Raw genomic sequence first — 12,585 nt, forward strand, 5'->3', positions numbered from 1 at the left:
AGTAGAAAGGAAGCATCATGGAGCTTACAGTAATCGGCTATTGGGGAGCCTATCCCGCCAAAAATGAAGCAACCTCTGGCTATCTGCTTAGGCATGCGGACAGTGCGGTATTACTCGATTGCGGGAGTGGCGTCTTGTCACGGTTGCAAAATGAAATCAATTTGGAACAACTGGATGCGGTATTTATTACCCACACACATGCTGACCATTTTGCAGATGTTTATGCACTGGAGTTTTCCGCATTGGTGTTAACTCAGCTTGGTAAACGCACTCGCCCGTTAGATGTGTATATTTATGGGGAGAATCTAGCCAGTTTGAATTTTGCTTATCCTGATTATGTCCATGTGCATCCGATTGAACCGGCAAGAACGGTGAATGTTGGAGAACTGATGTTTTCATTTTCAGAGACTGTTCATGAAGTTCCCTGTTGTGCCATCAAAGCGACAACCCGGGAAGGAGCAAATCTAATCTATTCAGGAGATACAGGATATTGCAGCAGTTTTATTGAATTTGCGGAAAACGCTGACCTGCTTGTTCTGGAGTGCAGCCTCTATGATGTGCAGAAGGGAGTGCTGGATGGTCATCTTACTGCAGGGGAAGCAGGGGAGATTGCTCGCTTAGCCAACGCCGGATATTTGATCCTGACGCATTTTCCGCATTATGGCGACCAGCGGCAACTTGCCATGGAGGCAGCACGTAACTATAGCGGTCCTATCGAATTAGCTTATTCGGGATTGAAATGGAGCTTCTAGTATTCTATTAGAATAAAAATTCATATTCAGGGAGAGGATCTTTACCATGATGAGCTTGAAGAAGACATTAGTGGCGGGTTTGTCTACACTTACTTTATTTGCGGTAATCATTTCGGGATGCGGTGGAAATGCCCAACCAGCGGCAACGGGCAATAAGCCCGAAACCTCTACAGAAACGGCGGCAGAATCGGATCAGGATAAGGTTATGGAAGGGGGTACAGTAAGAGTAGCTATCGCTACCGAACCGGATAATCTGGACCCCTATCTTTCTGCAGCAACGGATACGAACTCTATGATGGATAACGTATTTGACGGCTTATTTGAAGCGGGTGAGAAGGGTGATCTCATTCCGGCAATCGCTGAGTCGTATGAAGTATCAGAGGATGGGCTTATCTATACTTTTAATATAAAAAAGAATGTGGTGTTCCACGACGGCTCTCCTCTTACGTCGGATGATGTTTCTTATTCTTATGCGAAATTGGCTGGATTGGATGGACAAGAGCCCCTGTCCTCCAAGTTCTCCGGCATTAAGAGCATCGAGAACCCGGATGAATACACCGTTGTAGTCAAGCTTAAAGAACGTGATGCTGCTTTTATGGCAGCTAATATCGTGGGTATTGTGCCCAAAAATTATGAGCAACAAAGCGAGAAGCCTATAGGAGCGGGTCCTTTCAAATTCGTGGAATATCAGCCCGGACAGCAACTGGTACTGGAAAAAAATGCAGATTTCTACGACAACGAGCGGATGCCCAAGCTGGATCGCATTGAATTTAAAATAATGCCTGACGCCAATTCATCGATCCTGGCATTGCAATCAGGAGATATTGATATGGTGCCAGGCGTTAGCGAACAAGGGGCTATGCAGTTAGGGGATGGCTATTCCATCGTATCTGGTCCGCAGAACATGGTTCAATTGATGGCTTTAAACAATTCGGTCAAGCCGCTGGACGATGTAAGAGTACGCCAGGCAATCAATTTTGCGATTGACAAGAATGTCATCATTCAAACGGTAGCAGACGGAAACGGTACTCCATTAGGTTCGAATATGAGTCCTGCGATGAAAATGTACTATCAGGAAGGGTTAGAAAGTCGCTATGAACCGAATATCGAGCAAGCAAAATCATTGTTAAAAGAGGCAGGCTATGAGAATGGCTTTGATTTGACGATTACCGTGCCTTCCAACTATCAATTCCATGTGGATACCGCTCAGGTCATTAGCGAACAGCTCAAGCAGGTTGGCATTCGAGCGGCACTCAAGCAAATTGAATGGAGCAGTTGGCTGGAGGATGTCTATAATAACGCCAAGTATGAGGCCACCATTATAGGTTTGACCGGAAAGCTGGATCCAAACGAGGTACTGGGGCGTTATGAATCAAGCTATGCAAAAAACTTCTATAAATTCAGTAATAGCGAATTTGACGATTTGGTGGGTCAAGCTCGAACCGAGCTGGATGAGAAGGCGCGAGCTGACCTTTACAAGCAAGCGCAAGAGCTGTTGACCGATCAAGCTGTAGCGGTATTTATTATGGATCCCGGCCGGAATGTAGCGATGAAGAAAAGCCTCAAAGGCTTTAAAATGTATCCCGTGCAAAAGTATGACTTCGCTCCAATGTACTTTACGGAAGAATAATTTAGGGGACATGCATCTTGAGATTTTATATTCGAAAGCTGATTATGCTGGCTGCTACTGTGTTACTGGTTTCGGTTATCACCTTTCTTGTGTTTCAGGTGTTGCCCGGTGATCCTGCTCAGATTATTTTGGGAGTGGACGCAGATCCGCATCAGTTGGCGGCGCTACGGGATACGATGGGTCTTGATCGACCTGTGGGAGAACGGTATGTAGCTTGGATTAAAAATGCGGCTGTGGGCGATTTGGGCGAATCACTACGCTACCATCGTCCGGTAACGGAGATTTTGGCAGAGCGGGTGCCTGTAACGGTTTCACTTGCGCTATTCTCCTTGGCGCTGACGCTGCTGATTGGTATTCCCTTGGGAATTCTTATCGCCAGATACGACGGTAAATGGCCGGCCGTATGGCTGTCCGCTTTCACTCAGCTAGGAGTAGCAATGCCATCCTTTTGGCTTGCATTTATTCTCATCCTGGTCTTCTCGGTTACGTTCCGTCTATTTCCAACGTATGGATATGTTCCTTGGGGAGAGAATCCGATTGCCGCTATACGTTCTTTATTTCTGCCGTCGCTGGCTCTATCCATTCCCGGTATTGCTGTTGTGATGAGATATTTACGCAATACTTTATTGGACCAGACTCGCATGGATTATGTACGAACAGCCAGGAGTAAGGGGGTGCGAGAGAGGGCCATTATGTACCGACATATTTTGCGCAATGCCCTAATCCCGGTGGTGACGATAGTGGGTCTCATCATTACCGATACCCTCGGGGGCAGTATTGTGGTAGAGAATGTATTTGCCCTTCCGGGCCTAGGGAACCTGCTGATTACTTCCATTGGCACTCGCGATTTGCCATTGGTGCAAACCCTTGTTTTGTACATTGCTATATTGGTAGCGGGGATCAATTTTATCATTGATTTGCTGTATAAAGTGATTGATCCCCGTATTCGAATAAAAAGGTGAGGAACGATGAACGTAAAATCATGGGTCCACAGCAAGCCGCTTGTCTTCGGCGGGGTGCTGGTTATTATGCTAATGCTGTTCATGCTGACAGGATTATTCTATACCCCTTACGAGCCCAATGAAATGAATACCTCGATGAGGCTGGCTCCGCCACAGACCAGCCATATCTGGGGAACTGACAATTTTGGCCGGGATATCTTCAGCCGAATTATGGAGGGAGCACAGACTGCATTTTTAATTGGTTTCTCCTCTGTTTTTATTGGTTTGTCCTGCGGTCTGCTGTTAGGGGCAATTGCTGGATATTTCGGAGGATGGCTAGATGAGTTGATAATGCGGTTCATAGATGCCATGCAGGCCTTTCCGGGCATCCTGCTTGCTATTATGCTGGTTTCGGTGTTTGGCCCGGGTTTGAACAATACGATATTGGCTTTAGGACTGATGAGTATTCCTTCTTTTTCTCGGATAGCCCGGAGTGGATTTATTCAATACAAGGAGTTTGACTTTGTTAAGGCTTCTATAGCCAAGGGAGCAGGACCATGGCGTATTATTATTCGGCATATCTTGCCCAATATGGTATCCCCTTTGATTGTTGCGGCGTCGTTAGGGTTCTCTGGTTCAGTGTTGGCGGAAGCCGGACTTAGTTATCTGGGACTTGGCGTACAGCCGCCGGACCCAAGTTGGGGACGGATGTTGAGTGAAGCCCAACCGTTCATTATGAATGCGCCGTGGTATGTCATCATAACCGGTGTGATCATGACGGCCATGGTATTAGGATTCAATCTGCTCGGTGATGGTATTCGGGATATTTACAATAAGAAGAGTTAGGGGGGAAAGCATGTGAAATCGGAACTTTTGGAAGTACGGGATCTGAAGGTGGCGTTTACCAGTAGGAAAGCTTCCCTTCCGGCGCTTCAGAACATATCCTTTGCATTGCGGGAGGGTGAAGTGCTCGGTATCGTTGGCGAATCAGGCTGTGGTAAGAGCCTGACTTCACTTTCGGTAATGGGATTATTACCCAAGGGGGCTGAGGTTACCGGCGGGGAAATTGTACTAGCGGGGAAAAATTTGTGTGAATTCAGTGCAGAAGAATGGTGCAAGGTTCGGGGCAAGCAAGCTGCCATGATTTTTCAAGATCCCATGACGGCCTTAAATCCCCTGGTTCCAATCGGCTGGCAGATTGCGGAAACGGCTATGGTCCATATGCCGGTTTCCCGCAAGGAAGCCCATAGGCTTGCTCTCGATATGATGGAGCGGGTGGGGCTCCCTCGTGCGGAGCAGTTATTCCGTGAATACCCACATCAATTATCGGGTGGTATGCGTCAGCGGGTGATGATTGCAATGGCGCTGATTTGCACACCACAATTGTTGATTGCTGATGAGCCAACAACTGCACTGGATGTAACCATTCAAGCACAGATCTTAAGTTTGCTACAAGTTATGAAGGAGGAGACCGGAGCAGCCATGCTTTTTATTTCACATGACCTGGGTGTCATTCGTGAGATTAGCGACAGGGTTATGGTCATGTATGCCGGTTATGTTGTAGAAGAGGCCCCGGTGAAGGAGTTGCTGAATGATCCGAAGCATCCTTACACGGTGGGACTGATGAAATCCATCCCAGATATTGAGCATAAAGACAAACCGCTGTATACTATTCCGGGCCGTGTGCCTTCCCTTGCAGAACGTGGAGAAGGATGTCCGTTTACAAGCCGATGTCCTCATGCGGAGAGTCTCTGCTTAACTCATGTGCCTTCGCTCACAGAACAAACAGCTAACCATTTCGTTCGTTGTCACCTGTATACGAATCCGGGGAGGGATTGGGAGGGGGACGAATGAATACGGCGTTGATTGAGGTTGAGGGATTGGTCAAATATTATGCCGTTCCAAGGCAAGGTCTATGGGAAAGCCAGCAGTATGTGAAAGCGGTGGATAACGTGTCGTTTACAATCCGTGAAGGCGAAACCTTTGGGCTGGTTGGGGAGAGCGGCTGCGGCAAATCTACAACGGGTCAATTGCTGGTGCGGCTGCTGCAGCAGACCGGGGGCAGCATACGTTACCGGGGTAGAGACGTTACGGGACTGGACCGCCGAGAAATGAGGATATTGCGGCAGGAAATACAAATCGTATTTCAGGACCCCTATGCCTCCCTAAACCCCAAAAAGCAGATTGGCTGGATCCTGGAGGAGCCGCTAATTATACATCGTATTGGCGATAAGCAGGAAAGACGGAAGATTGTCGCCTCTGTGCTGGAGCAAGTGGGGCTGGATAACAGTTTTCTGAAGAGGTATCCACATGAATTAAGTGGAGGTCAAAGGCAACGCGTCGGAATTGCTGCGGCGCTTGTCTTGAACCCTAAATTTATCGTTATTGATGAAGCGGTGTCAGCCCTGGACGTTTCCATTCAATCTCAAATACTCAATCTGCTTAAAGAATTACAACATCGGCATGGCTTGACGTATCTGTTCATTTCCCACGATTTGAATGTAATTCAGTATATGAGCGATCGAATCGGGGTGATGTATCTGGGGCGATTGGCAGAAATCATTGATGTTGCTCAAGCAGGAAGAGAACCGGTTCACCCCTATACACAGGCCTTATTTTCATCCATCCCCCAAGTGAAGGCAACACAGAGGGAGAGGATTTTGCTCCAGGGGGATTTACCAAGTCCACTTACTCCCCCAACGGGATGCACATTTCATCCTCGCTGTCCCTATGCCATGGACAGATGCCATCAGGAGATGCCGGAGCTGAAGCCCTATTCGACGGGAAATATGGTAAGTTGTCATCTATATGAAGGGGAGGAAATCAAATGAATCTGGGAATCATATCGGATCTCCATGTCGATTTGAACAAGCAGCCTCAAGATCTTCCTGTTCAGGAAGCACTGCTTGAGGTTGTGAAAGAGCGGGAATTGACTCATCTAATCGTTGCTGGAGATATATCTAATGATTCGCACCTCAGTTTGAGCGTGCTTCATGAACTGCGTGAGAGAAGTGGTATCCCGGTATTGTTTGTCCCTGGAAACCACGATTACTGGAGCAAAGAGAATGGGATTACCGATACTTGGGAAATTTATAAAGCCTATCAATCCTTCCCGGGCTGCTTAAGTGAGCAGCCATATATTCTGAACGATGAGTGGGTCGTAATCGGCAATACGGGATGGTATGATTACACATTGGGAGAGCCCACGTATGGGTCTGCCGATTTCGAGAAAATGAAATTTGCGGATCGCACATGGCAAGACAGCATCTATGTTCATTGGGGAAGAAGCAACTCCGACATGCATCGTTATTTCTACGAGGCAATGGAACGGGAGCTTGCCGAGCATCAAGGCAAACAGATCATCCTGGTAACCCATATGCTGGGGCACCCGTTCTTCAAAGTGCCGATGCCGCATCCAAGGTGGGAATACTTCAATGCCTTCCTGGGAAGTGCAGAATATGCGGATTTGTACGTCAAATATAATGTTCATTACGCCGTGATGGGACATGTGCATTATCGAAAAAAGCATGTCCACCAAAATACGGAGATGGTTTGTGCTTGCTTGGGGTATCGCCAAGAATGGACACAAGAAGTCGCATTAGATGAAATACGCAGCTGCCTGCAAGTCATCTCTCTTTAGAATCTATCATAAACTATCGTCCATATAAAAAAGAAGCGTCGCGACTGGATTAACCGGATGTGGCGCTTTATTTTAACTAAGATGGGGTATTTCCAGCATCATCTTAATAGGACCGAAAGAAAGGTACCTTAACTCGAAATTCGATGAGCTTGTTTGAGGTCGATGAGACTAATAATCTTTTCAGCAACCTGATGTTCGGATAAGGGAGTTTGTTCAGCAGCGGCTAATCAATTTTTGAAGGTGTTCCCTTTTGTAGACTACATGGTTTATTACAACGGTGCTTTAGCTACTTGCAAATCTAAGCAAAATGAGCGGCACATTAGTATCCCTATGGAGATTAGCCAACAGATTCATAAATTCATCGAGTTACGAGTACCTCATTCGATAATCTCATACGAGGTTCATGATTCATGGTATACGTGTAGACCAGTTCCCGATTCACAATGTGCTCAATTAGGTATCCGCTCGAATGACCCGAAACCCCAGGTTGTTGATAAAGATTATATAAGTTTGCTTTCCCCGACCAAAATATTGGTTCTAGGTTGCAGCACATGGGGGGATATATGCGAGCAATTCGGTGACCATGTGAACGTAATCGCAACCGATGGAGGAGTATTGGTCCAAATCATGCATAAATCAGCCTCAAAGGAAAAAGCCGTGCAATGGGTGTTAAGCGATATCGGAGTAAGATCAGAAAATGTAATGGTATTCGGGGATGACTTTAACGATTTAGGCCTGTTTCATATGTCGGGAGTTCCAGTTGCAATGGAAAATGCGATAATCGAACTGAAGAATTGTGCAGCCCACGTAACCGATTCAAATGATCATGATGGTGTTGCTGTTGCAATTGAGAGATTTGTAGTGTAATGCAGACCATCCATGACACTATACCGCAATAACTAGTAGGAAACAGGCAGCCGATACTATCGGCTGCCTGTTTTCTCGTTTTTTTTCGAAAAAAATGAACTGCGCTTTCTCTACTTCTCAACACGCCAATCTACCTTTTTCAAGATCAATATGATGGACAACAGCGAGAAAAACAAGAGTATAAGCGTGTTCCAGGCGACAGAGCCGGACCAGCCCGATATCAGTACCTCCCGCATGGCTTCAGCGGCGTAAGTGGTTGGAAAGATATAAGAGAACCATTGCAGGATTCCAGGCAATTGATTCATATCCACCATGACTGGTGTCAAAAACGAGATGAACATCATCAACGCCTGGACGAGCATATTTGTCAGTTGATGGCTAGGAGACCAGAAGCCGATCAGTACACCAGCGCCAACCACGCTAAAAACGGTGAGCAGCAATACAGGGACAAGTCCCCAACTGTAGTGGAATTGAATGCCGTAAGCAAGCTGACCAATCAGGGCCAGGATAATAAAAGACGGTACGCTCATGATCAAGCCGCGCAGCAGATTGGCGAAGATGAAGTTTACCTTGGCAATCGGCAGGGACGAATAGTACGTGAAGTGGCCTTGATGCTTCTGCCAAGATATCTCCTGGGCCATGGAATTAAGTCCCATAACGATTAAGCCGAAGAGCATATTCCCTGTAATAATACGTGTCATGACGGCTGGCGTTGGGTCAACCGTGAAAAATTTGAGAAACAACAGCGTTGTTAACGGAAACATGCATGCCATGATGAATATCCAAACCCACGCCTCGCGGATAATCGTGAATTGAATACGGGCCAGGATCAGCCATTCCGTAATTCTGCGTTGGATGATACTCTGCTCCTGGTGCCCTTGGAGAAAGACCGCTTCTTGCAGCTGCAAGTCATGGCTTTGCATGGATGGTTTTGCCTTTTCCATGTTTAGACCACCTCCGCTGTGACAGGTTTATCCTGTTCGTCATCGATATGAAAATAAACATCTTCAAGATTCGGAGGGACCAGCGAATATTCTTCAATCGGCAAATGCTGGTTGGTCAGGCAGTCAATCGCGTAGCTGGCGTTTTGCTTCTCAATCAGTGCCCGGATTCGGTTTTCTCCTATTTTGGTCCACTGTCCCAGCGCGCTTAAGCTTTCGCAAACATAATCGCTTTCGCCTAAGGAAGTCGTAATTTCCAGTTTCATCCGCTGATCGACCCTTTGTTTTAAGACAGTGACATGATCGATGGCCAATAGCTTGCCGTGATTTACAACTGCTACTCTGTCCACGACCTGTTCGGCCTCCAGCACGTTATGTGTCACCAAGATTACGGTTACTCCTTGGCGATTGCGTTCCTGAATCAGATCCCATACGAGCCTTCTCTTTTTAGGGTCCAGTTCATTGGTCGGTTCATCCAGGATCATGACGGGGGAAAAGCCGATCAAACATGTACCAATCCCGATTAAACGCTTCTGTCCGCCGGAAACGTTTTTGAGCAGCTTATGACGGAGGTCCTGCATTCCAAAGCGTTCCAACAATTCCTCTGATTGCTCTATGGAGGACTGCTTTGTCAATCCCCGCAATCTTCCTGTAAAATACAAGGCTTCCCAGGTTTTTAAACTGGTCAGGGCGTGAGGCTCTTGTGAGTAGTAGGCCACCTCTTGGGCAACTCGCTTGGTTTGTGTCTGTACGCTGGTTCCTTTGTAGCGTACCGTACCTGAGGTGGGAGCAAGATGACCTACCATTTGCTTGATTAGCGTGGATTTGCCTGCTCCATTCGGACCAAGCAAACCGAGAATTTCCCCTTGCTGAACGTCGAAACTTATGTTTTGATTGGCGACAACCTTTCCTTTTTTGTATGTTTTATCCACATGCTCTAATTGATAAATCATCTTCATCATTTTTCCCCTTTCAGTTCGAACTATGTTTTTGCTGCTGCGTGTCTAAATCAAGAGAGAGTATGTATTCTTTGACTGGTAAATGAGGATGCCTGAGTATACTTAACGGTATATCAACCGGCGCAATATAAAGATAACTTATTGCTATGACTAGAAGTGAGGGACGGCAGAACGGTTTTCGTCTCCGTCTCAGGACGGAGGCAGCATGCTGAAAATGTCTCTGGGGAGTATAGACGGATTAACGAAAAAAAAGATATTCGTCCAAATCTGAAGTATGAGATAGATAGGCAGGTACATTCAATTATTACAGCAGGCCAGTATTGTGCCTAGGGGAACTAATATTGTGCGAGTTCTAGTTCGTAAAACTTTGATCCTAGCATAGCAGATACACAGTCGATTTTTGCGAATTTTTTTGTAACTTACTTGCAACGGACTTCCGATAGAATGTGAGCAATCAAACAAACTTCTATTTTCGGGAGGAAATAACAGCAAAAAAAACTTATCGGCGAATATCTTAAAATGCTGCTGCGTGAGCATGGACTTAGCCCGGACGCCACTTTGTTGCTGGATGACTCCGAGTTGCGATAGATTCCAATTCAACTCACAAGCGGCTCATGCATAAACCACCGTATGCTGTTTGGACTTGACGGCTTCCCCATTCCCCATTTACACTGACGATGTTTTAAGGGCATATATTTTGTAACGATGGGAGTGAAACGAATGGAGCCGTTGATAAGCATTGTGATGCCTACGTATAATCGGGCGCACATCATTTCCGGCGCGATCGAGTCCATCTTGAGCCAGTCTTACGGCAACTGGGAGCTGATCGTCGTTGATGACCGAAGCACGGATCATACGAAAGAGGCAATCCGCGAGTGGGCGAGTAGGGATGCGCGAATTCGCTATGTGTGCAACGAACGGGAAAAAGGGCCGGGCGGCGCGCGAAACACGGGGATGCTGGCGGCGCGAGGCGAATATTTGGCGTTTCTTGATTCCGATGACGAATGGTATCCTTGCCATTTGACCGACAGCGTGAGCACACTTGCGCTGACAAAAGCAGCTATCAGCTTTGCGCTGTGGGTGGAACAGCACGGCGATATGACTTCCTACAACTTCGAGAACAAGGTGGAGCGACATTTGCTGCATTCGATGCGAACAACGTTCGAAATATGGAATGACGGAGAAACGATCATATTCGAAAAAGGATTGTTCGAGGCGTTTTTGTCTCATACACGCAATTTTTTTCAACTGAATACGATGGTATTCCGGCGGGAGCTGTTGGATGAAGTCGGCTTGATCAATGAGCATTTTTATCTGGGTGAAGATACAACCTATCTGCTCCGCTTTTTCGACAAATACAGAATTGCACTGCAAACCAAACCTCATGCCGTCTACCGGGAATCCCCCGATAGCCTCTACTTATTCTGCGACCGCTGGCAGCTTGATCCAGATACGATTCATCTCAACAAGGAAATATATATAAGAATCGAGGAGCTTAGCTTCAAATCTATCCAGGTCCGCGAGCACATACGGGAATTAGTCTCTCAGTCCGATTCCGTCAGCAAAAAAGCGAAACAACTCTATTATATCGACATCGGCATCGCAAGCAAATATTATACACTCAGCTATTTAAACCGTCACGATCGCAAAAAAGCGCTCCACTATTGCCGCCAATCCATCCGCTGTAAAGTTACGATTTTTAATATGTTTTTGTATGTTAAGCTGCTGTTTTCAAGCAAGAAAGGAAGTGCTTTTTTGCGCAGAGCTCTCAATCTCTGGTAGTACTGATCAAAAAAGTAAAGAAAATTTCCCCCTGTATTGTAAGTTTATCTCCCTATCGCAGGCAAAAGTTTAGCACTACTATAAGGGTAGGTTACAAGAAATTCCCTAATTTATGAGAATTATATTTTTTTACTGTAACACTTTAATTCATTACCGCTACACCTTAATACACACCAATTTCCCTCTTTGCAGCAATGAACTGCCTAGAATGATGAGCTGCTGCTATGTACAAGCCACGTTTTTAGTTTCTACTGCCAGGATTTTCGATCTACTGGAACCCGCACGATATCCTACACCTGCCTGATCAGCATGAGCTCGTTCAACAGCATGAGCTTACTGCCAGCAAGATTCCACACAAAAAAGTATGAGCTTGCCAGTCAACAAGCCCCCTCACAATCACATGAAATTGCCTATTCACCTTGATCCCACGCATAAGCATGAACTTGCTTGTTTTGCACAAACAGCTACAGTGGCAAGAGTTTGCCGCACAGATTCTTTTTAGAACGTCTTGTTGCACCAGCCTGGTCTTTTCGTTAAGTCAGAGAAACAACGCAGGTTTGTTTCTGGGTGTTCCTTAAAAAGAATATTTGGAAAATAACGTTCGTTTTTAAGAAGTTAGCTAAGTCTTATTTTTCCAAACACCACCCCACAAGGAGAGTGTATTCATGTTTAGAGAGATGCATAAGTCCAAAATTCACCATGCTGTCGTGACGGAGGCCAATTTGAATTATGTAGGAAGCATAACCATCGATCAGGATATTTTGGATGCATCCAACATCCTGGAGAACGAAAAAGTGCAGGTTGTCAATATAAATAACGGAGCCAGGCTGGAGACCTATGTCATAACCGGCCCAAGAGGCTCGGGTATGGTGTGCTTGAACGGTGCCGCTGCGAGACAGGTGCAGCCGGGCGACCGCGTCATTATTATTTCTTACGCGATGATGGAGGAATCGGTAGCCCGAACGTATCGTCCGCATGTTGTCATTTTGGACGAGCTTAATCGCATCGTAACGGAGGATTATCAAGAACTGCATTCCACAACGTTGTGATCAAACACAGAACGGGGGCTGGCG

12 protein-coding genes are annotated in these 12,585 nt (G+C 46.3%); 10 read left to right on the plus strand and 2 right to left on the minus strand.

Annotation, left to right across the window (positions count from 1 at the left end; all coding sequences use genetic code 11):
• Positions 1–17: 17 nt before the first annotated feature.
• The 8 genes from WDY75_RS15475 (at position 18) to WDY75_RS15510 (ending at position 7,830) form a co-directional block, all read left to right on the plus strand.
• On the plus strand, positions 18–752 hold the full coding sequence (locus WDY75_RS15475) for an MBL fold metallo-hydrolase (RefSeq protein ID WP_006210257.1): 735 nt from the start codon (positions 18–20) through the stop codon (positions 750–752).
• A 46-nt stretch (positions 753–798) separates the two neighbouring features.
• Complete coding sequence (locus WDY75_RS15480) at positions 799–2,382, plus strand: ABC transporter substrate-binding protein (RefSeq protein ID WP_063479661.1); 1,584 nt, start codon at positions 799–801, stop codon at positions 2,380–2,382.
• A gap of 17 nt (positions 2,383–2,399) precedes the next feature.
• Positions 2,400–3,344 (plus strand): ABC transporter permease, encoded by a 945-nt coding sequence (locus WDY75_RS15485; protein ID WP_006210256.1) that lies wholly within the window; start codon positions 2,400–2,402, stop codon positions 3,342–3,344.
• A gap of 6 nt (positions 3,345–3,350) precedes the next feature.
• Positions 3,351–4,169, plus strand: a complete 819-nt coding sequence (locus tag WDY75_RS15490) for an ABC transporter permease (protein ID WP_063479660.1) — start codon at positions 3,351–3,353, stop codon at positions 4,167–4,169.
• A gap of 12 nt (positions 4,170–4,181) precedes the next feature.
• Positions 4,182–5,177 carry an ABC transporter ATP-binding protein gene (locus WDY75_RS15495; protein ID WP_063479659.1) on the plus strand — a complete coding sequence of 332 codons (996 nt, stop codon included), beginning with the start codon at positions 4,182–4,184 and terminating at the stop codon, positions 5,175–5,177.
• Positions 5,174–6,154: an ABC transporter ATP-binding protein gene (locus tag WDY75_RS15500; protein WP_036638944.1), complete on the plus strand. Its 981-nt coding sequence runs from the start codon at positions 5,174–5,176 to the stop codon at positions 6,152–6,154. Before WDY75_RS15495 ends, WDY75_RS15500 begins: the two co-directional genes overlap by 4 nt.
• Positions 6,151–6,963, plus strand: coding sequence for a metallophosphoesterase (locus WDY75_RS15505; RefSeq protein WP_036638946.1), 813 nt, complete (start codon positions 6,151–6,153; stop codon positions 6,961–6,963). Before WDY75_RS15500 ends, WDY75_RS15505 begins: the two co-directional genes overlap by 4 nt.
• Before the next feature lie 261 nt (positions 6,964–7,224).
• Positions 7,225–7,830: an HAD hydrolase family protein gene (locus WDY75_RS15510; protein ID WP_231888129.1), complete on the plus strand. Its 606-nt coding sequence runs from the start codon at positions 7,225–7,227 to the stop codon at positions 7,828–7,830.
• A gap of 110 nt (positions 7,831–7,940) precedes the next feature.
• Here WDY75_RS15510 and WDY75_RS15515 read toward each other — a convergent pair whose 3' ends face one another.
• Both WDY75_RS15515 and WDY75_RS15520 read right to left on the minus strand, forming a co-directional pair.
• On the minus strand, positions 7,941–8,774 hold the full coding sequence (locus WDY75_RS15515) for an ABC transporter permease (protein WP_036638948.1): 834 nt from the start codon (positions 8,772–8,774) through the stop codon (positions 7,941–7,943).
• Positions 8,775–8,776: 2 nt separating this feature from the next.
• Positions 8,777–9,733 (minus strand): ABC transporter ATP-binding protein, encoded by a 957-nt coding sequence (locus tag WDY75_RS15520; protein WP_197477135.1) that lies wholly within the window; start codon positions 9,731–9,733, stop codon positions 8,777–8,779.
• A 717-nt stretch (positions 9,734–10,450) separates the two neighbouring features.
• On the opposite strand from WDY75_RS15520, the gene WDY75_RS15525 reads away from it, so the two are divergent.
• Complete coding sequence (locus WDY75_RS15525; protein WP_063479656.1) at positions 10,451–11,512, plus strand: glycosyltransferase family 2 protein; 1,062 nt, start codon at positions 10,451–10,453, stop codon at positions 11,510–11,512.
• Positions 11,513–12,177: 665 nt separating this feature from the next.
• Positions 12,178–12,561 carry an aspartate 1-decarboxylase gene (gene panD, locus WDY75_RS15530; protein WP_063479655.1) on the plus strand — a complete coding sequence of 128 codons (384 nt, stop codon included), beginning with the start codon at positions 12,178–12,180 and terminating at the stop codon, positions 12,559–12,561.
• Positions 12,562–12,585 lie beyond the last annotated feature (24 nt).

The organism is Paenibacillus glucanolyticus (assembly GCF_037333485.1).
GTDB classification, from domain to species: domain Bacteria; phylum Bacillota; class Bacilli; order Paenibacillales; family Paenibacillaceae; genus Paenibacillus_AQ; species Paenibacillus_AQ glucanolyticus.